The 24,880-nt window shown below is 66.9% G+C and carries 20 protein-coding genes, 3 pseudogenes and 1 riboswitch; of the genes and pseudogenes, 8 read left to right on the plus strand and 15 right to left on the minus strand.

All coding sequences use genetic code 11. The features are described 5' to 3' along the window. Nucleotides 1-157 precede the first annotated feature (157 nt). Together G6N24_RS20355 and espB are read right to left on the minus strand one after the other, a co-directional pair. Entirely contained in the window at nucleotides 158-520 is a 363-nt protein-coding gene (locus G6N24_RS20355; protein WP_085162544.1) for a YbaB/EbfC family nucleoid-associated protein, read from the minus strand. Beyond that, on the minus strand, nucleotides 517-1,884 hold the full coding sequence (gene espB / locus G6N24_RS25410) for an EspB family ESX-1 secretion system-associated protein (protein WP_139822580.1): 1,368 nt from the start codon (nucleotides 1,882-1,884) through the stop codon (nucleotides 517-519). The genes G6N24_RS20355 and espB overlap by 4 nt, the downstream gene beginning before the upstream one ends. Before the next feature lie 447 nt (nucleotides 1,885-2,331). On the opposite strand from espB, the gene G6N24_RS20365 reads away from it, so the two are divergent. Beyond that, nucleotides 2,332-4,347, plus strand: a complete 2,016-nt coding sequence (locus tag G6N24_RS20365; RefSeq protein WP_372514536.1) for a secretion protein EspK — start codon at nucleotides 2,332-2,334, stop codon at nucleotides 4,345-4,347. A gap of 28 nt (nucleotides 4,348-4,375) precedes the next feature. Here G6N24_RS20365 and G6N24_RS20370 read toward each other — a convergent pair whose 3' ends face one another. Next, complete coding sequence (locus G6N24_RS20370) at nucleotides 4,376-5,938, minus strand: AMP-binding protein (protein ID WP_085162542.1); 1,563 nt, start codon at nucleotides 5,936-5,938, stop codon at nucleotides 4,376-4,378. Between the two features lie 2 nt (nucleotides 5,939-5,940). Continuing rightward, the gene (locus G6N24_RS20375; RefSeq protein ID WP_232070833.1) at nucleotides 5,941-6,819 is read right to left on the minus strand and encodes an SDR family NAD(P)-dependent oxidoreductase; all 879 of its coding nucleotides are present in this window, start codon (nucleotides 6,817-6,819) and stop codon (nucleotides 5,941-5,943) included. Nucleotides 6,820-6,973: 154 nt separating this feature from the next. Between G6N24_RS20375 and G6N24_RS20380 the strand changes: the two genes are divergently transcribed. Beyond that, nucleotides 6,974-7,711 carry a cutinase family protein gene (locus G6N24_RS20380; protein ID WP_179963448.1) on the plus strand — a complete coding sequence of 246 codons (738 nt, stop codon included), beginning with the start codon at nucleotides 6,974-6,976 and terminating at the stop codon, nucleotides 7,709-7,711. A 51-nt stretch (nucleotides 7,712-7,762) separates the two neighbouring features. On the opposite strand, the pseudogene G6N24_RS20385 reads toward G6N24_RS20380, so the two are convergent. From G6N24_RS20385 to G6N24_RS25565, 4 genes and pseudogenes are all read right to left on the minus strand, one after another. Continuing rightward, nucleotides 7,763-8,579, minus strand: a pseudogene (locus G6N24_RS20385) (SDR family NAD(P)-dependent oxidoreductase). Nucleotides 8,580-8,871: 292 nt separating this feature from the next. Next, nucleotides 8,872-9,627, minus strand: a complete 756-nt coding sequence (locus G6N24_RS20390) for a 5'-methylthioadenosine/adenosylhomocysteine nucleosidase (protein WP_139822585.1) — start codon at nucleotides 9,625-9,627, stop codon at nucleotides 8,872-8,874. A gap of 354 nt (nucleotides 9,628-9,981) precedes the next feature. Further along, nucleotides 9,982-10,755, minus strand: a complete 774-nt coding sequence (locus G6N24_RS20395) for a DUF2127 domain-containing protein (protein WP_085162538.1) — start codon at nucleotides 10,753-10,755, stop codon at nucleotides 9,982-9,984. A 74-nt stretch (nucleotides 10,756-10,829) separates the two neighbouring features. Then, nucleotides 10,830-11,307: pseudogene (locus tag G6N24_RS25565) on the minus strand (class I SAM-dependent methyltransferase). A 71-nt stretch (nucleotides 11,308-11,378) separates the two neighbouring features. Here G6N24_RS25565 and G6N24_RS20405 point away from each other — a divergent pair. Then, nucleotides 11,379-11,660, plus strand: a pseudogene (locus G6N24_RS20405) (SDR family oxidoreductase); the annotation flags it as partial. Between the two features lie 90 nt (nucleotides 11,661-11,750). On the opposite strand, the gene G6N24_RS20410 reads toward G6N24_RS20405, so the two are convergent. From G6N24_RS20410 to G6N24_RS20425, 4 genes are all read right to left on the minus strand, one after another. Beyond that, nucleotides 11,751-12,131: a hypothetical protein gene (locus G6N24_RS20410; protein WP_085162537.1), complete on the minus strand. Its 381-nt coding sequence runs from the start codon at nucleotides 12,129-12,131 to the stop codon at nucleotides 11,751-11,753. 136 nt (nucleotides 12,132-12,267) lie between these two features. Further along, nucleotides 12,268-13,653 carry an L-serine ammonia-lyase gene (locus G6N24_RS20415; protein ID WP_085162536.1) on the minus strand — a complete coding sequence of 462 codons (1,386 nt, stop codon included), beginning with the start codon at nucleotides 13,651-13,653 and terminating at the stop codon, nucleotides 12,268-12,270. Further along, the gene (glyA, locus tag G6N24_RS20420) at nucleotides 13,650-14,927 is read right to left on the minus strand and encodes a serine hydroxymethyltransferase (protein ID WP_085162535.1); all 1,278 of its coding nucleotides are present in this window, start codon (nucleotides 14,925-14,927) and stop codon (nucleotides 13,650-13,652) included. Before glyA ends, G6N24_RS20415 begins: the two co-directional genes overlap by 4 nt. Next, entirely contained in the window at nucleotides 14,927-15,067 is a 141-nt protein-coding gene (locus tag G6N24_RS20425) for a hypothetical protein (protein WP_163745581.1), read from the minus strand. The genes glyA and G6N24_RS20425 overlap by 1 nt, the downstream gene beginning before the upstream one ends. Nucleotides 15,068-15,269: 202 nt before the next feature. Further along, a riboswitch (glycine riboswitch) is annotated at nucleotides 15,270-15,359 on the minus strand. Between the two features lie 371 nt (nucleotides 15,360-15,730). On the opposite strand from G6N24_RS20425, the gene G6N24_RS20430 reads away from it, so the two are divergent. After that, entirely contained in the window at nucleotides 15,731-16,780 is a 1,050-nt protein-coding gene (locus G6N24_RS20430; RefSeq protein ID WP_085162534.1) for an ABC transporter permease, read from the plus strand. 3 nt (nucleotides 16,781-16,783) lie between these two features. Next, on the plus strand, nucleotides 16,784-17,779 hold the full coding sequence (locus G6N24_RS20435) for an ATP-binding cassette domain-containing protein (protein WP_085162533.1): 996 nt from the start codon (nucleotides 16,784-16,786) through the stop codon (nucleotides 17,777-17,779). Between the two features lie 36 nt (nucleotides 17,780-17,815). On the opposite strand, the gene G6N24_RS20440 is transcribed toward G6N24_RS20435, so the two are convergent. After that, complete coding sequence (locus G6N24_RS20440) at nucleotides 17,816-18,895, minus strand: DUF190 domain-containing protein (protein ID WP_085162532.1); 1,080 nt, start codon at nucleotides 18,893-18,895, stop codon at nucleotides 17,816-17,818. 83 nt (nucleotides 18,896-18,978) lie between these two features. Next, nucleotides 18,979-19,842, minus strand: a complete 864-nt coding sequence (locus G6N24_RS20445; RefSeq protein ID WP_085162531.1) for an alpha/beta fold hydrolase — start codon at nucleotides 19,840-19,842, stop codon at nucleotides 18,979-18,981. A 65-nt stretch (nucleotides 19,843-19,907) separates the two neighbouring features. Here G6N24_RS20445 and G6N24_RS20450 point away from each other — a divergent pair, with 65 nt between their 5' ends. Together G6N24_RS20450 and G6N24_RS20455 are read left to right on the plus strand one after the other, a co-directional pair. Beyond that, nucleotides 19,908-20,513, plus strand: coding sequence for a TetR/AcrR family transcriptional regulator (locus G6N24_RS20450; RefSeq protein WP_085162530.1), 606 nt, complete (start codon nucleotides 19,908-19,910; stop codon nucleotides 20,511-20,513). A gap of 203 nt (nucleotides 20,514-20,716) precedes the next feature. Beyond that, on the plus strand, nucleotides 20,717-22,603 hold the full coding sequence (locus G6N24_RS20455) for a PE family protein (RefSeq protein WP_163745582.1): 1,887 nt from the start codon (nucleotides 20,717-20,719) through the stop codon (nucleotides 22,601-22,603). Between the two features lie 80 nt (nucleotides 22,604-22,683). On the opposite strand, the gene G6N24_RS20460 is transcribed toward G6N24_RS20455, so the two are convergent. Continuing rightward, nucleotides 22,684-23,634 carry a LysR family transcriptional regulator gene (locus G6N24_RS20460; protein ID WP_085161759.1) on the minus strand — a complete coding sequence of 317 codons (951 nt, stop codon included), beginning with the start codon at nucleotides 23,632-23,634 and terminating at the stop codon, nucleotides 22,684-22,686. Between the two features lie 95 nt (nucleotides 23,635-23,729). Between G6N24_RS20460 and G6N24_RS20465 the strand changes: the two genes are divergently transcribed. Then, entirely contained in the window at nucleotides 23,730-24,842 is a 1,113-nt protein-coding gene (locus G6N24_RS20465) for a hypothetical protein (RefSeq protein ID WP_085161760.1), read from the plus strand. The last annotated feature ends 38 nt before the right edge of the window (nucleotides 24,843-24,880 follow it).

A 24,880-nucleotide genomic window follows, 5' to 3' on the forward strand; every position in this document is an offset into this window, starting at 1 on the left:
CGCCACCGCTATTGCCGCCGACGCCGATGCCGGCGAATTGTTGGCTGAGGCCGGACAAGCTAGCGATGAGCCTGACGGCTTGTACAACTGAAGAGGGCATCTGTGGTTCCTTGCTTTACATTCATGGGCGGCTCCGCGGGCTAATTGTCTGCAATAGCTACTTCGCCGATCCTGAGTTCAATCCCAATCCTTTCCGGAGCTCACCGACGATGTCTGCAAGTGACGCGATGAGCCGCTGCTGCTCGGCTTCGAGGGCTGCTGTCGCGGTCGCGCGTGCGTTGCCCAGTGCCTCGTTGACGCGCTGGGCCACCTCTTCGGCGCCCAGTCGAAGCAGGCCGTCTTCGATATTCAGGCCGGTGAGCCAATGCCGCCAGTCGAGCGTTACTTCGACGGTCTTGGCTTGGTCAGTGCCCGTGTATGACGCGGTGTCCGTCCGGTGCCGTTCGTCCTCGAGCGCCGACTGAACCCGCCGCATCTGCTGCAACACCTCAGCCACCTGGGGGTGCATCTCGATAGTCATTTGGCGTCCTTACGGCCGGACTGGGCGTGCATCGGATTACCGATGAGGCCCTCGGTCCACGGCCGGTCCTCGGTGTAGAGCGACTCGTTGTCCTGTTGTGCGCGTGCGCCTTTGCCGCCCGGGCCCTGGCCCACACCGGGTGCGCCCAGGGGCGCCATCCCGGTACCACCACCGCCCATGGCGCCCGCGGCGGGGTTCGCACCGCCTAGCCCCATGGCCTCACGCGTGCCGGCGAGCGCGACCGCCTCTCCGGGGTTCACCTGGGATTGCAACGGCATCGACGGCACCCCACCACCCCGATATGACGCGGGTTTGAACCCTGCCCCTGTTGACGGGCCCGGCGCCTTCTTCAAATCCTTTAAGGCGTCGGCCGACAATGCACCACTCGGCGTCACCGGAACGCCGGTGAACGGCATAAACGGCACGCTAGGCAATCCGGTCAGGCTCGGGAGGGTCTGGTCGGAGGGGTCGGAGGGCAATCCGCCATTTGCCATGGACGCAGGATCTGGGTTTACTGGCGTCGGGTCGGCGGTGGGCGGATTCGGCGGATTCACTGGTGCTAGCGGTAAATCCGCCTTCGTCGGGTATTGGGCCATCACGTCATCCGACTTTTGCTGCAATTCCGCGTAGAACTTCATAAGTAACGCAGGAAACCTGTCGTATAATGGGTCGATTCTGTTTACAAGGTCGTTGTATCCGTATCTCTTGCCTCGCACCAAGATATGCTCCTGGGCAGCCCAGCGTTGCGTTGACGCTGCGGCTCGGGCTTGCGCAACCATCGTTCCGCACAAATCCGCCATTTGAGATAACCACGTCCTTTGTTGCTGGAAATTCGCCACGACGGCATCGGCCGCGGCGCCGTCCCAGTTTTGAAAGGGCCGGAATCGATAGTCGGCCCGCTGCAAGGTTTGTTGCATTGCCTCCCACGCGTCCGCAAAGGTGTCCAACGATGCCCCTTGGTCACCTTGCTCGATATCCAACGCACGCTGTTTGAGGTCGGCGTACTGCGGGGGGCCTGCCGTCGCCACTACCTGGGTGTCGCTGAGCGTCACCGCGGGTAGATCGTCATGCGCGAGCCCGGGCGTCGCGGGCGACACCGAATTGCGGCCGGTGTTCACGGCCTGCGCCGCGCCCTCGTCGACCTTCTTGTACGCCCGAGCCGCGTTCCGCAGCGACTTCGCCAGCTTTGCCCACTCCCTTTGGCCGGCGGCCACGTAGGCCCGCATGTTGTCGGCGGAAAATCCCAGTTGTTGGGCCGCGTTGATGGCCATGGCAAGGTTGCACGGCGCTTGGGGATTCTCCGCGGGTGGTGTGATGGTGATCTCCAGCTCCTGCGCCCTGGCCAAGAGTTCCTCTGTCTTCACACTCGACGTCCGCGGTTGCGTCATCGTGTATCGGCCCCTGTGCGGGCTGCAGCCGACGCCCGCGCCACGGCCGGCGGCCCCATGTTGATGAACGACATCGCCTTTCCCTTCACCACGAGGTAGCCGCCAAAGGCCGCCATCCTGAGATGCAAGGTCCCTCACCGGCGCGAATAACACGTTGCGCGCAGGAGACCTCACCAGCGCCCTTTGAAGGGCAAGTTATGCAGGCCACACGGCGGCGTCCAGTAGAAGGTTACGAATAGGGCTTTGCGTCATACGCAATGGCTGTTCACGTAGGAATACCGCGCAAAGCATCGCGGGCCAGGCGAGGCGGGTGCGGCCAACCAAATAGCGGGCTCGGGGCGGCCCACGTCACACCCACCGCTTGACGTCAACGACGCTGATCGTTGCTTTTGCCGCAAGTCGCCCGACTCAATGTCTTGTAGGTTGCCCCCATCCGACGGGGTGATCGAGGCGGCGTGTCCGGCGATGAAAGAGGTACAGGCGATGGGCATCGTGAAGCCGACGGGTGGGTATGTCGAGCAGATGCTCGGCCAGGCCGGGTGGCCCGAAGTCGATGAGGACACCTTCTATGACCGGGCACGGGCGCTCACGGAGGTTCTGCGGCAGATCACCGAGGTGTTAGCGACCAGCCAGCACCAGCGAGCTCAGATCTTCGACGGCGGCATCTGGTCGGGCGGTGCCGCCGAGGCCGCCAATAGCAAGCTCGGCAGCAACGTCGATCAGTTGATAACGCTGCAAGACGATCTGGCCATCGCAATTACCTGGCACCAGTATGTCGCCGGGTCGATCGTGCAAGCCAAGTCGAATATCGGCGACAACGTGGAGGCCGCTCAGCGGCAGATCAACGCCCTGGAGAACGACCGCACCCTGACTGCCGCCGAGCGAACCACCGCGATCAATACGGTGGTGAGCACGACGCACGGCGCGAATGTCAGCGTGGTCGCCGACACCGCCGAGCAGATTCGGGCAAGCCAGACCTGGAAGCCCCCGAACAATGCCCTGACGGATCTGCTCGACCAGAAGACACCACCCCCCGTCACACTTCCAGCCACACCACCCCCTGTAGAGCGAGAGCACCCGCGGCCCAGCCCCACGCAGTCCGTGCCGGTGAACCCTGCGCCGGTTTCACCCGGATGGTTCCCCCAGTCACCCGGGGCCCCCGCTCCAGGCGTCAGCCCAACGCCGGCCCCAGAAGCACCTCCAGCGCCTGCGCCCTCGGCGCCGGGCGCCCCAGACGGGGGACCGGCGATACCGGTGACCCCGGCGGCCACAGCGCACTTGACACGTTCGGGTGTGCGTCACGAGAGGCTCACTCCGGCGTCGGCGACCCAGCGGGCGGCGGGCTTCGCGAAGTCGAAAGACTCGTCACCGCCGGTCGCGCCGATCGCAGCGACTGGCGCATCGCCCATCGGTATGGCACCGGCCGCAACGGGCCCGGGCGGCAAGGCCGCGGCCGCGGGGTCGGGTGCTGCCGCCGGGCCGGCGGCCTCAAATAGGCCGCCGGCCCATTCCGCGACCGCACGGGCCGCCCAGGCGCCTACACGGAACGAGCCCGCTGCGCGCCCGAAGCCGACCGATCGCACCCAGTCGGCGGATGCCGCCGCGATGGCACTGATCCCGGTTTCGGCGGCGCGCGCCGCACGCGACGCCGCCGTTGCGGCCTCCATCGCCGGCCCCGCGCGCCGCAGCAGCGACGGAACCGATCCGCTGCAGTTGGCGCGGCGCATCGCCGCCGCGTTGAACGCGCCCGGAGACCACGAGGAGAATCTCGGGTTCTTCTGGGTGACCGCGGTGACCACCGATGGCGCGATCCTGGTGGCCAACAGCTATGGGCTGGCCTACATCCCCGACGGGATGCGGTTACCGCAGCTGGTGACCATGGTCAGCGCCGATGCGGGGATCCCCGCCATCGAGCGCGCGCGCTGGGCCACCTTCCCGGTGGTGGCCGTGCAGGGCTGGGCGGCCCATCACAACACTGGGTTGCGCGCGGTAATCGCCACCGAGGAGCAATTTGGCGTTTCCGACCCCGGCGTGGCCAAGGTGGTGTTGGAACTCGACGACATCCCATCGAGCGGCGCAATGACCGGCCGCTCCCGGCTGGAGGTGGTGGACCCCGCGGCCGCGGCACGGCTGGCAGCGACCGCCGATCCGCATTTGATAGACCTGTTGCCGCCAGCGCTGGTGAACGCCAATCCGTCGGCTAACCGGCGACGCAGGTTGTGGTTCGAGGTGATGAAGCCCATGGCCAGCAGCCTGACCGGCCGCGAAGCGGCGCACCTACGCGCATTCCACGCCTACGCTGCCCACGCCCAAGACGTCGCCGTCGACGAGGGCCACACCGCGCCCGACCCGCCCACCCAGCGCTCCGCCGTCGCCGACTGGCTGTACTGGAAACATCTCACCGGGCTACTCGACGCCGCCCTGGCCGACGCTTCCTGAGCCGAAAACGCCGTCGACTCGGGCGTGCCTAGCCGGACAACTCCTTGCGCAAGACCTTTCCCGCGGGGTTGCGCGGAATGCTGCCGACGATGTGGATGTCCCGGGGCTGTTCGAAGCGAGAGACCCTGTCCTTCAAATACTCCCGTATCGCGGGCGCGTCGACGTCGCTGTCCGGCCGGGGGACGACGAACGCGGCCAGGCGGTGCCCGAACCGCTCGTCGGGAACACCGATGACCGCGTTCTCGGCGATGTCGGGGTGTTCGGCGAGGGCATTTTCCACCGCGCGCGGGTATACGTTCTCTCCCCCAGAAACGATCATGTCGTCCTCGCGGCCAACGATGTACAGCCGGCCCGATTCGTCGAGATAGCCCATGTCGCCGGTGCCGGTCATGCGGTCGATGACGGCTTTTTCGCCGCCACCGATATAGCCCTCGGCGCCCAGTTCACCGCCGACGAAGATACGACCGGTGACGCCAGGCCCGACGGGCCTGCCATTCTTGCCGAAGATGCGCACCGGGCACCCCGCGACCGGCCTGCCCACCGTCTCCGGGAATCGTCGCAATTCGGCCGGCGTTGCCAGCGAGCCGATGCCGACCTCGGTGGAGCCGTAGAGGTTATACAGAACGTCGCCGTACGCGTCCATGAATCGTCGCGCCAAGCTGGGATCGAGCCGGTCGCCGCTGGACACCACCACCCGCAGGGACGGCAGCGGGTTTCGCGCCCGCACCCGCTGGGGCAGGTCCAGGATGCGGGCCAGCATGATCGGGACCACGCTCATCGCGTCGGCGCCATGCAGCGACGCCTGCGCGAGGGTGGCTTCGGCGTCGAAGCGCCGATGGGTCAGCACGGTGCCGCCCAACCCGACGGTAAGCATCAGGATGCCGAAGCCCAGCCCATGAAACATCGGCACCGCCAACGCAACTCGCGATCCGACGCGCAGCCGCGTGCGTTCGAGAATGGTCACGCCCACACCCACTCCCGAACCCGGGTGGGGGGTGCGTGGCACGCCTTTCGGTACGCCCGTCGTGCCCGAGGTCAGCAGAACCATCCGGCCGGGCGCCGCGACTTTGGGCCGCGAACCGGCCTGCGCGGTGCCTGCGGTTGCCGGGTCGATCACCGTGACTGAGCCCCCTGCGTCGGGTGTCTGTCCCGCAAACTCCACGTCGGCGAACATCGTCTGGATCCGGTGTGCAGTCAGCGCGCCCGCGAGGGCGTTGGTGCGGAAGTCGGTATTCACCAGCACGACGTCGGCGCCCACCAAGCCGGCGGCGAATGCCGCGGTGACGAAGTTGCGTCCGTTGCGGCACATGATGCCCACCGCCTGGCCCGGGCCAACCCCGTCGCGGGCGAGCCGGCTCGCGAGCCCGTCGGTCATCGACCGCACCTCGCGATAGCTGAGGACGCCGTCGTCGTCGATGATCGCGGTCCGATCCGGCCATCGAGCCGCCGCGATCGCGAGGAGCGTGTAGAGATTCGTGCCGCCCCGGCAGATTTCACGGGCGAGCCGCAACGCTGCGACGGGGCCGGGCGGCCTGAGCAGCCCGGAGGACAGCAGTGCCCGGGCCGCCGTGGTGAGCACGCCGTCCGTCATCGCTAGTCCCTTCCCGTGCTGGCCGCCGTGTTGCCGGGCTCAGCGAACAACCGGTGGTGCCACAGCCGGGCCGCCCGATCGGCCGGCCCGGCCAGCAGCACCGAGGCTATCTCGGCGGGCCACACCCATGGCGGCGCGTTCGTGCGGGGCCGCTCGATGATCGCTTTCGCGATGGCATCGGCGGCCTCACCGGGGTACAAACCGGGCAGCCTGCGCAGGATGGGCGTGGGCTCGATCATCCGGGTGCGGACCAATGCGAAATAAACCGTCGTGACGTCCACACCGTCGCCGTGCAGTTCCGGCGCGACACTGCGCAGCCAGCGGTCGAAAGCCCCCTTGGAGGCCTGGTAGGCGCCCCACTGCGGGCCGGGCGCGACGCGCACGCCGACGCTGGAAACGTTGACGATGTGCCCACGGCCGTTTTCGCGCATGGCCGGCAGCACGCCGAGGAGCAGCCAAACGGGCCCGAGATAGTTGATGGCGATGGTGCGTTGGAAGTCGTGCGGCCGGTCGTACTGGTGATGCAGTGACCGGCGCAACGATTTGCCCGCGTTGCTTACCACGACGTCCGGCGGGCCATGGTCCCGGGTGATCCGCTTGGTTAGCACACCGACCGCGGCCTCGTCGGTCAGATCGGCCGGGTAGGCGACCGCGTGCCCACCGCCGGCGTTGATCGACGCTGCTAGGTCGTCGAGCCTTTCGACGGATCTTGCGACAAGCAGCACCGTCGCACCCGCCGCGGCCAGCTTCCGGGCCGTCGCTTCGCCGATTCCGTAGGACGCGCCGGTCACCAATATCGTCTGGCCGCGGACCACTCGGCGCAGCTTGTCGGGGTCGGAAACCCGCGCCGGGTTGGCCAATCTGGCTGCACCCGTTTTCACGGCCTTCTTGGAGGCTTCGTGAAAGAACCTTGCTGTTGCGTTCACGTTCACCGCATAAGCTACCGCCCGTCGCCGCGCGCGAGCGGTTTCGGACCCGCCCTGGTTGTCGATAATTTCCGGTTTAGCCAAGCGCCTGCTGGGGCACAATTGCGGCATGATTCCACGTCACGTCGCCCGTTTCGCTGGTCCCGCGGTCATCACGGCATGGGGCGTCAGCGCCTGTGTCCTTCCCGGTGCCGCTCTCCCATCCGCGGCTGCCCAACCGTGCCCCGACGTGGAGGTGGTGTTCGCTCGCGGCACCGGCGAGCCGCCCGGCGTTGGCCCCACGGGACAGGCGTTCGTCGACTCCCTGCGGTCGCGCATTGGGGCCAAGTCGATGGAGGTATATCCGGTCAACTACCCGGCCATCGACCAGTGGGACACCGGCGTCGACGGCATCAGCGACGCGGGCGCTCACATCGTTTCCACGACGAGTAGCTGTCCGCAGACCAAGATGGTGCTCGGCGGCTACTCCCAAGGCGCCGCCGTGATGGGCTTCGTCACCTCGTCCACGGTCCCGGATGGGATCGATCCCGCGACCGTTCCCAAACCGCTTGCGCCCGAGGTGGCCGACCACGTCGCCGCCGTGGTGCTGTTCGGAGCGCCGAATGTGCGGGCCATGAATTTCCTCGGCGAGCCGCCGATCGTCATCGGCCCGCAGTACCAGGGCAAAACCATCAAGGTGTGCGCTCCCGAAGACCCGGTGTGCTCCGACGGGATGAATTTCGCCGCGCACGATACGTATGCCGAGGACTGGGCGATGGTCGACCGGGGGGCGGCCTTCGCCGCCAGTCGTCTTGGCGCGGGTCCTGGCGCGCCGGTCCCGTCTCCCGGCGGAGGCTTTGGAAACTGAGCCGCGTCAGACCCTGATAAAGCCCTTGTTGCGCATCAAGAACACGCCAGATTAGCTCCGTTTCATTGCCGGGTGGCTGCGCGCGAGCACCGGCAACAGCAACCCGGGTGGCGCGACCCGGAAGAAGGCCGCAGAGACCCGGTTGACACGACCAGGCACGACGACGGCCTTCCCGGCCGCCAGGCCGTCGATTCCGGCCCGCGCCACCCGGTCGGCGGGAATCCACATAACCCGCGGCAGGGCCGACTCGGCTTCCTCCTTGGTGAACCCGGCAGCCTCACCGAATCCGGTGTCTACCGGCCCCGGACAGAGCGCGGTCGCAGTGACCCCGGTGCCACGCAACTCACCGCGCAGGCTATGGGTGTAGGACAACACGAATGCCTTGGCGGCGCCATACGCCGCTTGTCCCGGCAGGGGGCCGAATGCGGCTATCGACGCTACGTTCAGGATGGCGCCGCGATGGCGGGCAACCATGCCGGGCAAGAACCTGCTACACAGATCAACCACCGCTGCCACATCGACCTCGACCAGGTAAAAGTTCTTTCGCTGGAACCGATTTCGCGACGAGCCCGAGTGTGGACAACCCCGCGTTGTTGATGAGGATGTCGGGAACCAGTCCGAGCCCGTTGACCCGGTCAAGCAGGCCCGCTCGGGCGGTTCTATCGGATAGATCGGCAGGCAGCGGATACGCGTTCGGGCCCAACCGTTCGGCCAGCTGTTGGAGGCGGTCGGCAGTGCGGGCAACCAGCACGACCTGATAGCCATGCCCGGCGAGTATTCGCGCGAATTCCTCGCCGATGCCTGACGAAGCGCCGGTCACGATTGCGGCGCGGTCATTTCCTGGTGGTGGGAGAAGGGTGTGTGCCATGTCGCAATCCAAACACCTCGCCCGCGCATCCGGGTCCCGACGCACATGTGACTTTAGGCCGATACCTTGAGGACCTTCGGCCATCGAGGAGCAGTCGGACGGCGTGCCATTGTGGTCATTGCCGGGGCAACCCGGTGGTCTGTCCGAAGTGCAGCGAGCCCACTATTGGGCGAGGCCGGAAACGGCCTGCTTGACCCACCGTCCGAAGACGGGGATCTGCCTTCGGACAGGCCGTCTACACTGGGCCATCATCCGGTGGGGTCCGCGTGAATTCTATCGCAGCACTTTAGCTTTATCGATCGGCGACGGCATCGAGGACGGGCAACAACCACCGCAAGATGCGGGCCGAACTGGCCGCAGCGCCGTCGGCAAACCGGTTGAAGTCCAGTCCGGAGCGGGTGCCGGCAAGGTCGGAGAGCGCACGGATGACCAACCAAGGTATACCGAAGGACTCGCAGATCTGGGCCAGCGCGCCACCCTCCATTTCGATTGCGAGACCGCCGAAGTCGTCGTGCAGCCGGTCGCGGGTTCGCGCGCAATGCAAGTACTGGTCGCCGGTCAAGATGGTGCCGTAGTTGATCCGTGGCACCCGGCTTCCGACACCTGCGACGGCTGACAGGGGCGGAAGGTGAATGCCCTCGAGACGGCGTTTGACGCGCTCCATCAGTTCGGCTGCGACCGGGAAGCCGAGCCGTTCAGTCGGATTGATGAAGGGAACATGCCCCGGCTGATAGGGCTGCAGCCGTTCGTCGATAAGCAGACCGAAATCGTGCTGCACGACGCGGTCGGCGATGACTATGTCACCGATACGTAGTTCGGGATCCAGCCCGCCGGCCACGCCGGTGAAAACAATGATGCGGCAACGGAATCGGTCGGCGAGCAGGGTGGCGACCAGTCCAGTGTTAACCTTGCCCATCCCCGCCGCGGCCAACACGACCCGGTGCGCATCGAGCTCGCCGGTGTCGAAGGTGGTGCGTGCCAGCTCGTGGCGCTGGGCGTCGGACAGAACGCTACGCAGTTGCGCCAGCTCCTGCGGGATTGCACACATGACGCCGATCGTCACCCGCGCGATGGTATTCGTTGACGTGCGATCAACAGCGCTCAACGCCGCGACGCATGAGCCGCACGCCAGCGCGCGGTTGGCGCGCCCTGCTTTTCAGCATGGCGTGCAGAGCGCCGCATGCGCGCGCCTTCATGGGCGCGACGACGTCGAAGCCGTTAGGGCCCCGGTTGATCCACGACGGTAGTGTCGTCACGCTTTGGTCCTTCATCAGTCCGGAGGCAGTACGCCACTTGGTGGAATCTCACCGTGGAGCCTTTACGGGCGCGCCGCGGGTGCGTAAACAGTGCAAGAATCCACGTTGTGGCGTTAGCCACAATCCGCTGAGCTACTACGGGGTCGTCACGTCGTCGTCATGGCGGCGCGTTCGAGGTCCAGCAGCTGCTCGCCGTGCCGTTCCTCGTCGTAGGCCTTGCGCCCACCCCGCAGACCGAACAGCCGTTTCGAGACCAGCAGGTAGACCACCGCGGCCACGTTGATGCTGAAGGTCACCACACGGGTCATCGTGATGCCCTTGGCCAGGTCATGGATCTCCAACGGCAGGAAGATCGAGGTAGCCACCACCGCGAAGTACTCACCCCAGCGTTTCAGCAACCACAGGCCGACACCTTCGACGACCTGCAGCACCGAATAGGCCGCCAGCAGGGCGGTTATCAGGGCAAGTGTGGATGGTTTTGCGGCCAGCGCCTTTTCCAGCTCGTGTATCGCGGACATCTGATCGACCTTGAAACCGGCGGCCCGGAAAATCGGCAGGTCGCGGTCCAGGGTGGCTTGGATCGCGCCACGCGCACCACGAAACTCCCACACCGCCCACGCGGCGAGCGCCAGCACCAGCGCCCGAAACAAGCGCTCGACCCCGAGCGCTCGAATGATGATTGCCTGACGTAACGCCTTGCCGCGCATGATCAGTGGCGCATCCTCGGGGCGGCCCCGGCCATGCGGCTCGCCGAGGGCGAAATCGCCGCAGCGCAGGCAGCGCCACACTTCACCGAGCTTCGTTTTGGCGCTGAGCCGCTCAGCGAGTGCCTCGTCGTCGGGCCCATAGGTGGCGTGCCCGCTGAGCGCGCAGGTAATCAGCTCCCACCGGTTGGTGCCACGATTTTCACGCTTGGCCACGTGCGCTCCTTCGCTGCCAGGATGCGCCGACCATTCTTTCAGAACCGAAACGGGCTACGTGGGGGTGCTCCGGGCTAGACGCGTGCGCGCCACGTGATCAGCACGCGGCCGTAGCGCAGCCTGCGGAGGCGGGATCCGGGAAGTTGCGCGCGCGGCCGCCGCAGCGCCTCCGTCGGCGGCCACTTGATCGCAGCGGTATGTTCCCATTTGCCCTGACGCGATTGACGACGGCGCATGCTACCCGGCTGCTCAAGTGCCACAAGCCGTTTCGCAGTGCGGGCTTGACGAAGGTGACCACGGCCTACGTCCCGCCCGGGGAGACCAGACCCGCCAGCCGCCCAGTGCGCGGGTGTCCGTTGACAACCGGGCCCGCGGTCGTCGCAGAACGGGCGCGTCAACATCCACCGGGGTGACGTCCGGTACGCGGCGAGCCAGCCGTCCGGCCAGGAACCCGTCGCCGCACCCGACATCGAGAACGCGCCGGGCGCCCGGCGGGATCTTTGAATCCAGCAGCGCGTCGTCGTGGATGTTGATGTGTATAGCATCGCCAATTGACCGGAGACAGCTCAAATTTCGGGGTGACAGTGAATCGGCACGTATTGGTCGTCATCGGCGTGGGCGGGATGGGCCAGGCGATTGCCCGGCGGCTGGGTTGCGGCAAGACGGTGCTGTTAGCCGACAACAACGAACAGGTGCTCACGGCGGTCGCCGAATCATTGGCCGCAGACGGCCATCGCGTGGAAAGCCGTGGCGTCGATGTCGCGTCGGCGGAATCGGTTGGTGCGCTCGCCGAGTACGCGGCGTCACTCGGCAGCGTCACCCAGGTGGCACACACCGCCGGCCTCTTCCCGGCGCAGGCCTCGGCTGAAGCCATCCTGGCCGTAGACCTGCTCGGCGTCGCCCTCCGACGCCACCTTCATCACCGGCACCGACGTGCTTGTCGACGGCCGCGTGGTTGGGCTGCAAAGCCGGGAAATGCCGCCAGCTGAGGTGGTTCACAGCGGCGGGGCCTGCTGCGTCAGGTTCAACAGGGCGTAGGCAAGGCAGAAAAGGAAGTTCAACATCACCAGAAACAAGCCCACAAAGATCAGTGAGCGGGTGCCCCGGCGTTGGAGGCGCTTGAACGTCGCGACGCGCTTCTCGTGATTGAGCTGAGTCGCGATCAAAGCAAATTTGACATCCGTCAACTCGTTTTCGGCGGCCGGCGCGCCCGCCAGTATCGCTTGCAGACGCCCTGGTGGGGTTTCGACGCCGACGCGCGCGAACCGCCGGCACAGCCGCCGGGCCCGCCGGCGGCCAAGTGGCTGACCCCGCATCTGCAGCCGATGCGAGAGTTTTCCTCGTTCGCCGCCCCAGGGGTTCGACGGGGTCGTCACAAGCCGGGATTCTAGTTCGCTTGCGCCTTCTTTCGGAGCGCTACAGGGCAAAAAGCGGCGTCGAGATCACCGCGAGCAGACGCAAAAGCCCCCATTTCGTCCCGAAATGAGGGGCTTTTGCGTCTGCTCGGCACAGTCAACATTCGACGATGTTGACCCCCACGTTGACGGCGAGCCCGCCGGCGGAGGTCTCCTTGTATTTGCTGTGCATATCCGCACCGGTGGCCCGCATGGTGTCGATCACCTGGTCGAGGGTGACGCGGTGGACACCGTCTCCACGCAGTGCCATCCGTGCGGCGTTGATGGCTTTGCCGGCGGAAATCGCGTTGCGCTCGATGCAGGGGATCTGCACCAGGCCGGCAATTGGGTCGCAGGTCAGACCGAGGCTGTGCTCCATGGCGATCTCGGCGGCGTTTTCCACTTGTCGCGGTGTGCCACCGAGGATTTCAGCCAACCCGGCGGCGGCCATGGCGGCCGCAGAGCCGACTTCCCCCTGGCATCCGACCTCGGCTCCCGAGATCGATGCCCGTTCCTTGAACAAGGATCCGATGGCCCCCGCGGTGAGCAGGAATCGCACGGCGGTGTCGTCGGGATCCGCGGCGCCGGCCGGCGTGTAGTGCGTGGCGTAATGCAGGACGGCGGGGACGATGCCGGCAGCACCGTTGGTCGGCGCGGTGACTATGCGCCCACCGGAAGCGTTCTCCTCGTTGACCGCCAGCGCGACCAGGTTGACCCAATCCTCGGCGAATTCCGGTTTGCGAGTGGGGTCTTCGGCGCTCAACCGTTCATACCAACTTTTCGCGCGACGGCGCACCCCGAGGCCGCCGGGAAGCAACCCGTCGCGGGCAATGCTGCGTCGCTCGCACTCGACCATCACGTCACGCAGGTGCAGCAGCCCGCGGCCGACCTCGCCTTCAGAGCGGCAGCAAGACTCATTACGCAGCGCCACCTCGCTGATGGCGATGTCGAGGCGGTCGCAGATGTCGAGCAGCCTCTGAGCCGACGAGTAGGGCAGGCCAGCGGAGCACGGATGTTGGCCGGCGCTCCGGCTGGACTGTTCGGTGACGATGAACCCGCCGCCCACCGAGAAATATGTCTGCTCATGCAGGATCCGGCCGCGGGAATCAGCGGCGGTAAACGTCATCCCGTTGGGATGCGTGGGCAGGACGACGTCGGGATGCAATTCGATGTCACGCTCGGCCAGCCGCACCGGCGTGACGCCGTAGATCCATGTCGTGCCCGACGCTGCGATGTCGGCGAGGCGGCGCTCCTTTTGTTCGGTGCTGATCGACTCCGGCCGAAAGCCTTCCAACCCCAGCAGTATCGCCGACATCGTGCCGTGGCCCGCTCCGGTTGCCGCCAGCGAGCTGAACAGCTCCACTCGCACCGTGCCGACTTCATGCACTCGACCCCGTTGGCGCAGGGTTGCTACGAACTGATTGGCCGCGCGCATCGGGCCCACCGTGTGGGAGCTGGACGGCCCGATCCCGACGGTGAACAGGTCGAAAACGCTGACGGTCACGGCTGGCGCAATGACGGATAGAGCGGGTACCGCGCGGCAAGCTGCCGGACCTGGGCGCGGAGCGGACCCAGCTGGCCCTCGCTAGTGGCAGTCAGTGCGGCAGCGATCACGTCTGCCACAGCGCGGAAGTCGTTGAGCGAGAAGCCGCGTGAGGCCAGGGCGGGGGTGCCGATCCGCAGCCCCGAGGTGACCATCGGGGGTCGGGGGTCGAAGGGCACCGCGTTGCGGTTAACGGTGATGTCCACGGAGGCCAACCGGTCTTCGGCTTGCTGGCCGTCGAGTTCGGCGTCACGCAGGTCCACCAGGACGAGGTGTACATCGGTGCCGCCGGTCAGCACCGTGATACCGCGTTCGGCGACATCGGGCTGGGTCAGCCGGTCGGCGAGGATTCGCGCGCCGTCGAGGCAACGTCGTTGCCGCTGGGCGAATTCGGGTTGCGCGGCCATCTTGAACCCGGTCGCCTTGGCGGCGATGACATGTTCGAGCGGTCCGCCCTGCTGCCCGGGGAAGACCGCGGAGTTGACCTTCTTGGCGATGGCGGCGTCGTTGGACAAGATGATGCCGCCGCGAGGACCGCCGAGTGTCTTGTGGGTGGTGGATGTGACGACGTGAGCGTGCGGCACCGGGCTGGGGTGCAGCCCGGCGGCGACCAGGCCGGCGAAATGCGCCATGTCGACCATCAGCAGGGCGTCGATTTCGTCGGCGATGTCGCGGAACCGGGCGAAGTCCAGGTGGCGAGGATAAGCCGACCAGCCCGCGATGATCATTTTGGGCCGATGTTTGCGGGCGGCTTCGGCGACGGCGTCCATGTCGATGCGGTAGTCCTCTTTGGACACCTCGTAGGCGGCGACCTTGTAGAGCTTGCCGGAGAAGTTGATGCGCATCCCGTGGGTGAGGTGGCCGCCATGTGCCAGCGACAACCCCAGGATGGTGTCGCCGGGAGTCAACAGGGCGTGCATGGTGGCGGCGTTGGCGGTGGCACCCGAATGTGGTTGCACGTTGGCGTATTCGACGCCGAAGAGGGCCTTGACGCGGTCGATCGCCAGCTGCTCGACGCCGTCGACGAATTGGCACCCGCCGTAATAGCGCCGGCCCGGGTAACCCTCGGCGTACTTGTTGGTCAGAACCGAACCCTGCGCCTGCATCACCGCCAGCGGCGCATGGTTCTCCGAGGCGATCATCTCCAAACCGGCCTCCTGGCGACGCAGTTCGTTGTCGATCAGGGCCGCGATGTCGGGGTCGAAGGTGGCCAGGGGTTGGTCGAGGTTGTTCATCAGGTCACTCCGTTCTGCCGGGCGTACTCGGCGGCGGCTGGGGCTGACCCGCCGGGGGTGGTGGCACCGACCGCAGGGAGTTGTACGAATGCCAGATCGTCGCTGGCGTCGCGGCCGACGTGGCGGGGGACAAAACTCAAGTCCCCGGCTTTGCCGTCGGGCGCCTGAACATAAATCTCGGGCAAGGTCCAACTCCGGTTTCAGTGAGCCCGGATGCACCGGGCTGGATGTGCCCTCCCCGCTCTGTCCTGAAACCTGAGAGTCTGTGACTCCGCCTCACGGCAGAGTCGTACACCTTCGGTAAGGCGCGGTCGAGTGACCGTTCCTTGTCTCCAGAGTTGCCTCGGCGGTGCGGTACTGGGCCTGAGAGATTCCCGGGGAGGAGATTGCTCCTACGGCGCCTCGACATCGAGGTTCTCCCGCATCGCGTCAACAGCTGTTCAGTTATGACCGGAAGCCAAGATACCTACCACGTAGCCTGTTTGTCACCCCTCGAATTTGTCGCGCTGACGTGGGCACAACGGACATCCTTTTGTCGGATACCGGTGTGACAAATGTGACTGGCACCTGTATCGCACGGCGCAATCGTCATCTCTGCCGCGCTGGCCTCCGCGTGGAGGTGACCAACGATGTGCCCACCTCGGCGCGACAACCGGGAAGCGCGCCCGTGCCATCGACGACGGTGTCGGGGCCGACGAACCCGGACGCGTGTGGTGATCGGGCGGGTGCTGCCGCGACGGCAGTGTCGACGAACGTAGACCAACCCGGCCTCGGAACAGCTCGGTCGTTGGTACGTTCTGGGAATGCTCTTTGCGGCCCTGCGTGACATGCAATGGCGAAAACGGCGCCTCGTCATCGCGATCGTCAGCACCGGACTGATCTTCGGGATGACACTCGTGCTGACCGGGCTTGCGAACGGCTTTCGGGTCGAGGCCAGGCACACCGTGGATTCCATGGGTATCGACGAGTTTGTGGTCAAATCCGGCGCGGCCGGGCCGTTCCTGGGTTCGATACCGTTCCCCGACGTTGACCTGGCGCGGGTGGCCGCTGAGCCCGGCGTCGAGGCTGCGGCCCCACTGGGCTGCGTGGGGACGATGATGAGGGAAGGCACATCAACGCGAAACGTCACGGCCTTCGGCGCGCCCGAGCGTGGACCCGGCATGCCGAAGGTCTCGGAGGGTCGGACACCCTCGACACCGGATGAGGTTGCGGTGTCGAGCACAACGGGCCGGCACGTCGGCGACACCCTGGAGGTCGGTACGCACGCATTGCACATCGTCGGCGTCGTGCCCAATTCCACCGCAATGGCAAAGATTCCCAACGTGTTCCTGACGACCCAGGGCCTACAGCAACTGGCGTACAACGGGCAGCCGCTGATCACGTCGATCGGAGTCAAAGGCACACCCCGAGCGCTGCCCGACGGCTACCAGGCCTTCGACCGAACGGGTGCTGTCAACGAGCTGGTGCGCCCGTTGAAGGTCGCGGTGAACTCGATATCTATCGTGGCCGTCTTGCTGTGGATCGTGGCGGTGCTGATCGTCGGATCAGTGGTATACCTCTCCGCGCTCGAGCGACTGCGCGACTTTGCGGTGTTCAAGGCCATCGGCACAACGACGCGCTCGATTCTGGCGGGACTCGCCTTGCAGGCGCTCGTCGTCGCGCTGTTGGCAGCGGTGGTAGGTGTTATCCTTGCCCAGCTGCTGGCACCGTTGTTCCCGATGATTGTCGCGGTGCCCATCGGTGCCTACCTGGCGCTGCCGATGGTCGCGATCATGATCGGCCTGCTGGCCAGCCTCGCCGGGCTACGGCGCGTGGTGGCCGTCGACCCCGCGCTCGCGTTCGGAGGCCCCTGAACCGTGGGCGATCTCAGCATTCAGAACCTCGTCGTCGAGTACTACAGCGGTGGCTACGCCCTGCGGCCGATCAACGGTTTGAACCTCGACGTGCCAACCAGCTCGTTGGTGATCCTGCTGGGGCCCAGTGGCTGTGGCAAGACGACGCTGCTGTCCTGCCTGGGCGGCATCCTGCGGCCCAAGTCGGGGGCAATCAAATTCGACGACGTCGACATCACGACTCTTGAGGGCGCCGCGCTGGCGAAATACCGGCGCGACAAGGTAGGCATCGTCTTCCAGGCGTTCAACCTGGTGCCGAGCCTCACCGCCCTCGAGAACGTGATGATTCCGTTGCGCTCGGCCGGGTGGTCACGCGCGGCCTCGCGTAAGCGTGCCGAGGAATTGCTGGCGCGCGTCAATCTTGCGGAGCGAATGAAGCATCGCCCGGGTGACCTGAGCGGGGGGCAGCAGCAACGCGTCGCGGTCGCGCGCGCGATCGCGCTGGATCCGCCGTTGATCCTCGCCGACGAACCGACCGCGCACCTCGACTTCATACAAGTCGAAGAGGTGCTGCGGCTGATCCGCGAACTCGCCGACGGTGACCGAGTGGTCATGGTCGCGACCCACGACAGCCGGATGCTGCCGATGGCCGATCGCGTCGTCGAGCTGACGCCGGATTTCGCCGAGACGAATCGGCCACCCGAAACTGTCGAACTGAAGGCCGGCGAGGTGCTGTTCGAGCAGAGCACGATGGGCGATCTGATCTACGTGGTCGCCGAAGGCGAATTCGAGATCGTGCACGAATTGGCCGACGGTGGTGAGGAATTGGTCAAAGTGATCGGATCCGGGGACTACGTCGGCGAGATGGGTGTGCTGTTTCACATGCCGCGCTCGGCGACGGTGCGCGCCCGCAGCGACGCGGTGGCGGTCGGCTACACGGCGCAAGCGTTTCGGGAGCGACTCGGCGTGGGGGGTCTGCGCGACCTGATCGAGCACCGCGCGCTTGCCACCGACTCTTAGACTTAGGTGCCGTCGGCTCTGGTCAAGCCAGCGTTCCTAGTACCTGTGGCGGGCCATCGGTGGTCCGCCCCGGCGGTCATGGCCTTCATCCGACACCAACGCGGGCACCATTTCACTTGTCACCAATCCCACGTCCTGCGTCAGTTCGTCGACCACGTCGAAACATTCGGCGATGTTGGCCGGCGTGTCGACGATGACGGTGACGACGGGGACGTGACGGCTCAGCGAAAGCAGCTTGTCACCGTGGGGTCGGTGATCGCCGTGGAAGCCCCAGATCCCTCGAAGGACGGTCGCACCGTCGGGCGTCTTGCGCTGCCGAAGCCGCTGGAGCAACGCCCGGTGAATCGGCATACCGCCGTCATGGGCCGATTCGGAAGTGTAGATCGTCAACTTCTGCCACAGTGGTAGGCCGTGTTCGTCGGCCCCCGGCAGGGCGTGCGGTCGTTCCAGTAATTCGCCGTCGCGTTTGCACACCCGGACCCGTTCGACGGTGATCATCGGCCGCCGCAGCAGCCCGCCGAGTTCCGGCAACACCCGGCCGATCAGATCGCCGGAGCCGACCGCAACGATCATCATCGGGACGTCGGTATTGCGGCCGAAGAACGCGGCGCGTTGTCGCCGTCCGTGCGCCGTGCCGTCGACGCCCAGGAACACCGATGCGCCGGCAAGTTGGCGCCGGTACAACAGGTCGCAGATCGCAATGTAGGCGGGCACCCCGTAGACGCGCTCTTTGCGGCCAACGCAAATCGTCAGCTTGACGGCTTCGTGCAATTCGTCGCCGAGCGCCACCGGCCCGATATCCCCGCGCAGCAGCCGCGCACGCTCCAGCGTGACAAGGCCTCGTTGTTTAATGGCCAGCACCGGGTCGAGCAGTGGCTCGATGGTCCGTCTGGTGTCCACGGCTATGACCACCACGGGTGGGTCCTCGGACAGCGTCAGCGACTCATCGGTCCTGAGGTGACGCCCGGTCCCGAAGCCACCGATGCCGCGCAACACGACGCTGGTCGCAATGCGGTGCCGTCCGTACAGGCCGAGCAGCACATCGGAGACAAAGCCGTCGTCGGTCCGTCGACGCTCAGCCAGATAGGTACTGAGCTTCAGGCAATCTTCGTCCACGGCTACTCCTCAGACGCTGCCGTGCAACGGTTTTCAATGCATTTCGCATGCCACCATCAACGCGGAAGCCCACTTCGCGGAAATCATACCTGCAGATCGGTGGGGTTGCGGCGGACACAGGCGCGCACCGCGACACTCGACACCAGTTCGGCGAGCTGCTCCGGCCGATCCACCATCGAGAACGTCCGTGCTCCTTCGATGACCTCCAGGCGGGCGTTGGGAACGGTCGCGGCCAGTCGTTCGCCGTCCTCCTGCTCGAAGAACACGTCGTCGCCCGACCAGGCGATGAGCGTCGGCTTGTCGAACTCGGGCAGCCGCGCCGCCACTCCCATGGTGACCTCCGTGCGCATCGATAGCGAAAATTGGCGCAGGTCTTCGGCGATCGCCGAATTGGACAGCACCGGACGCACCCACATCTGGGTGAGCTCGTCGATGTTGCCATGAGCCAGGCCGCCGTAGGCGCGCTTGCGCGCCGCCGGGGCCCGCATGGCCTGGATGGCGGTGCGGAACAGCGTCTTCGATTTGGCCGCGAGGATCACCGGCTTGAGGACCGGCGGCGGAAAGTGTTCGAACGCATCGCAACTCGTGAGCACGAGCGCACCGAGCCGGTCGGGATGATGCACCGCCACGAGCTGTGTGACCACCCCGCCGGTGTCGTTGCCGACCAGCACCACGTCCTCGAGGCCAAGGGCGGCAAGGACATCGGCGACGATACCGGCGACACCGGTGATGGTTCGGTCGGCGCCGGGACGCAGTGGTTCGGAGTGCGCGCCCAGCGGCCAGGTGGGGGCGATGCACCGCAGGCCCTGGCCCGCGAGTCGTTCGCTGACCTGGCGCCACAGCTGGCCGCCCATCATGTACCCGTGCACGAACACGATAGGCCGGCCGTCCTCCGGTCCGGTTGCTTCGTAATGGATGGTTCCGGCATTAGTGTCGATCGTCGGCATGGGCATCCCTACTCCGAGATATAGTTACAAACAGTCTGTCTGTTTGTAAGTTACCAACAGGTTGTATGGAAATCAAGAGGCGTACCCAGGGGGAGCGCTCCGCGGCGACCCGCGATGCGCTGATCTCGGCCGCCCGCAAGCTGTGGGGCCTGCGGGGTTACGCGGAGGTGGGGACACCCGAGATCGCCAAGGAGGCTGGGGTCACCCGCGGGGCGATGTATCACCAATTCGCCGACAAGGCAGCGTTATTCCGCGATGTCGTCGAGGCGGTAGAGCAGGACGTGATGGCCCGAATGGCTAGCCTGGTGGCCGCGTCGGGAGCGACGACGCCCGCCGATGCGATCCGCGCCGCCGTCGACGCCTGGCTCGAAGTGTCCGGCGATCCAGAGGTGCGTCAGTTGATCCTGCTGGACGCACCGGCGGTGCTCGGCTGGGCCGCCTTCCGTGACGTCGCGCAGCGGTACAGCCTCGGCATGACCGAGCAGCTGCTCACCGAGGCCATCCGGGCAGGACAGCTCGCTCGTCTGCCGGTGCGGCCGCTGGCCCATGTGCTCATCGGCGCGCTCGACGAGGCGGCCATGGCCATCGCCACCGCCGACGACCCGAAGCGCGCCCGTCGGGAGACCCGGCAGGCGCTGCACCGGCTCATCGACGGGATGCTCGACGCCTAGCGTTCGGCCGGGCCGATGAAAAGGCTTGACCGCGAACAAAAGATGATCGGCTAGCCTACGCAGGAGGTGATCACCGTGGCAGCGTGATCGTGAGAGCCTGAAAAGAGGGGTGCCGCGCCCAGATCGCGTTACGATCCGTATGCCGACGGCTCGCCGGTGACCGGGCGTCAGCCGAAGTATCCAAATTGGTCGGGAGGTGCGGAATGTCGTTCGTGATCGCGGCGCCGGAGGCTCTGGCGGCCGCGGCTTCAGATTTCGCCGGAATCGGCTCGATGATCAACGCAGCCAATGCGGCCGCGGCGTCTCGGACAATCGAGGTGCTGGCCGCGGGTGCGGACGAGATTTCAACACAGATCGCGGCCTTGTTCGGCACGCACGCCCAGGAGTACCAAGCGCTGAGCGCCAAGGCGGCGGCCTTTCATGAGCAGTTTCTCTGGGCCTTGACCGCCGGCGCGGGGTCATACGCCCGTACCGAGGCGGTCAACGCGTCGCCGTTGCAGACCCTGGAGCAAAACGTGCTCGGCGTGGTGAATGCGCCCACGCAGGCGCTGTTGGGGCGTCCGTTGATCGGCAACGGCGCGGATGGGCAGACGGTCGCCGGGGTGGGACAGCCGGGCGGGGCGGGCGGCATCTTGTACGGCAATGGCGGCAAGGGCGGCAGCAGCACGGCACCTGGAGTGGCCGGTGGCGCCGGCGGGGCCGCGGGGCTGTGGGGCAACGGCGGCGCCGGCGGGGCCGGTGGCGCCGGCGCGGCCGGCGGTAACGGTGGAGCCGGAGGATGGCTGACCGGCAACGGTGGCGCCGGCGGGGCCGGTGGGGCCGCGATGGCGGGCGTCAACGGCGGCAACCCCGGCAATGGAGGTAGCGGCGGCAACGCCGTCGGCCTGGTCGGCGACGGCGGCGCGGGCGGGCAGGGCGGCACCGGCCTGGCCGGGGCAGACGGCGCTAACCCCACGCCCGGCCCCGCGGCGGCCACCGGCGGCGCGGGCAGTAATCAGATCCTCAACGTCAACGCCGACGCCGTCGGCGGCCCCGGCGCCCCCGGCGGCGACGGCGGGCCCACGATGACCGGCGGCACCGGTGGGGCCGGCGGTGACGCCGTCACCAACATCGGAAACACCGGCAATGCCACCGGTGGCGCCGGTGGTGACGGGGGTGCCGGCGGGTTCGGTGGGGCCGGCGGCGCCGGCGGTGCCGCCTTTCCAGGAGGTGGCGCTAGCGGCATCGGCGGGGCGGGCGGTGACGGGGCCGACGGCGGGGTGCCAGGCGGGGGCGGCGGAAACGGTGGCCCCGGTGGGCCCGTGGGCGGCGCAGCCAATGCCGGTGTCGGGGGTGCCGGCGGAAGTGGTGGTAACGGCGCCGCCGGGGCGTCCGGCGGGGCCGGTGGTCACGGCGGTGCCGGCGGTCACGGCGGTGCGGGGGGAATCTTGGCCGGCAACGGCGGAGCGGGTGGGGCCGGCGGCAACGGTGGGGCCGGCGGCTCAGGCGGCAATGGCGGACACGGCGGTGCGGGCGGCAGCAACAACATCAATGACCATGCCCACGGCGCCACCGTCGTGCATGGGGGCGACGGGGGCGACGGTGGTGCTGGTGGCGCCGGCGGGTTCGGTGGTGCCGGCGGCGCGGGCGGGGCTGGCGGCGCTGGCGGTGCCGCCTCACGGATGTTCGGCACCGGTGGTGCCGGTGGCGCCGGCGGCCACGGTGGCGCCGGCGGCGGCGGTGGCATGGGCGGCGGCGGGGGTGTCGGCGGTTCCGGCGGCGGCGGCGTAACCGGCATCTCTCCTGCGACGGTCTACGGCGGTAACGGCGGTGTCGGCGGCGGCGGTGGTGTGGGGGGTGACGGCGGTCACGGCGGTGCCGGCGGCATCGGCGGCACGGGCGGATCCGGAGGGTTCCTGACGAGCCAATCCGGTGCCGACGGGACCGCCGGCCTGGGTGGCAGCGGTGGCTCGGGCGGGGGTGGCGGAGCGGCTGGTAACGGCGGCGTCGGCGGTAAAGCCTCTACGCTTGGTTCTGGGCCGACCATCCCCGGTCTGCACGGCGCCAGCGGCGCGGACGGATCATCCGGGACCAACGGCGCAGACGGTTAACCCCGCACCGGTCGCCGCGCACAAGCAAAATCCCGGACGCCCTCAACCCCTAGCCCTAGCGCCCGAACGTGGTTGCACCATCAGGTGCCGTGCGACGGCGACGCGAGTTGCGGATAATGCTCGCTCAGGTCGCGCAGGTATTGCGGGGACACTTGCGTGGCGACGTCGAGAAAGCAACGCACGCTTGGTGACTGGTTGGCGGTGCGCCACACCAGAGCCAGCGGCCGGTGCGGAAGGGGCCCGTGTAGCGGGATGAACCGAACACCCTTTCGGCTGAGATTGATGAAAGACGTTGGCAGCAAGGCTATCCCGGCTCCGGATGCCACCAACGCCAGGATCGTTTGGATGCGGGACACTTCGTCAACGACCGGCGGCTCGATGTTGTGCAGACGAAACAACTCGACGACGTCGGCGTACGTGGTGGCCGCCGCGGCTCGCGTCCACAGAATGATCGGTTGATCCGCAAGCAGTGCCGGAGCGATCCGCTCGCGGGTGGCAAGCGCATCCTCCTCGCACACCACTGCGGCAAGTGGGTCATCAAGCAACATCTCGATGGTCAATGACGGTTCATCGACCGGCCCGCGCAGGAAACCGACGTCGAGGCGGTGCTCGAGCAGTTGGGCCACCTGTTCGGCGGTATCTAGTTCGGCGAGTTCGAGTTTGACATCGGGATACTGGCGGCGATGTGCCCGCATGACGTACGACAGCACGCCGTCGACGGCGGCCTGCAAGGCGCCGATGCGGAGATGACCGAGATGCCCGGCGGCCGCCCTGCGTGCGGCGGCAAACGCCCGCTCGGCGTGTGTGAGCGCCAGCCGCGCCTCTTCGAAAAGCGCGGTGCCGGCATCGGTGAGTTCGATCGGACGCCGGCTCCGATCGATGAGCTCGGCTCCCAGCTGGCGTTCGAGCTTTTGGATCTGCTGGCTCAGCGGCGGCTGAGCGATGTGTAGCCGCTCGGCCGCGCGGCCGAAGTGTCGTTCTTCGGCGACGGTCACGAAGTACCGAAGCAAGCGCAGCTCCGGATCAGCCATATCTGCACAATATAATAGCTGTTCCAATATGTCTTGGACTGCGAAGATGTAGCCGGCCTACGGTTGCCCCAGCGAGCAACGTAGGAGGCAACGAAATGACCGCTGTGATCATCGACGAGCGCGATCTGGTCGAGTACTACTTCGACCAGCCGTGGAGCGACGGGCTACCCGTGGTGCCGCCGACGCCGGAGCGCGTCGCCGCGGTGCTGGACGTGCTGGGCGGAGACCCGGACGAACTCGTGGCGCGCATTCCCCCACGGTGGGGCAGCCTGACCCGCGAACTCCTGGCCGTCAACATGGTCATGGCGGGCTGCAAGCCCGAATACGCCCCCGTCGTGCGGGCGGCGATCCTCGCCCTGACCGACGCGCGGTTCAACCTCAACGGAATTCAGGCCACCACCCATGTCGTCTCGCCACTCATCGTGGTCAACGGTCCCGTTGCGCGCCGGATCGGAATGAATTCCGGCGGCAACGTATTCGGTTCGGGTAACCGCGCCAACGCCACCATCGGCCGCGCGGTTCGGCTGATCATGCTCAGCGTCGGCGGCGGCATTCCGGGCGAGCTCGACAGGAGCACCCTGGGCCATCCCGGCAAGTACACGTTCTGCATCGCCGAGAACGAAGAATCCAGCCCGTGGGCTCCGTATCACGTCGAGCACGGCTACGCGCCCGACGACAGCACCGTCCTGGTTATCGGCGCCGAAGCCCCACACAGCGTCACCAACCACATTTCCGATGACCCGCAAGGGATTCTGGACTCCATCGCCTCGGCGATGAGCACCATCGCGCACAACAACGCGGTGCTCGGCGGCTCCTGCACGGTCGTCATCGGCGTGGAGCATGCGCGCACCATCGCGTCGTTCGGCTGGACTCGCGACGACGTCCGTCGCTACCTGTGGCTCAACGGCACCAACGACTGGGGCGACGTGAGTTACGGCGATCGCTACGCACCGCCCGGAGGGCGCACCTACAACCGCAACCTGCCGAAGTGGTATCCGCGCGAGGCGGGCAGGCGCGTGCCGATCGTGTTCACGCCCGACGACATCCACCTGTTCGTCGCGGGCGGGGCCGCCGGCCGATTCTCGGCGTTCCTGCCGGGTTGGAGCACCGCGACCACACCGGTGCTGCGCGCCATAGACGACGGTGTCGCCAGCGCCAACGGGAGCGCCCGTGAGCTGGATTGCTCCGACGGCGCCTGCCGACTCTGAGATCGAGCCACCCGAAACGTCAACGAAGGAGTGCCGAA

Source organism: Mycobacterium lacus (genome assembly GCF_010731535.1).
Lineage (GTDB): Bacteria > Actinomycetota > Actinomycetes > Mycobacteriales > Mycobacteriaceae > Mycobacterium > Mycobacterium lacus.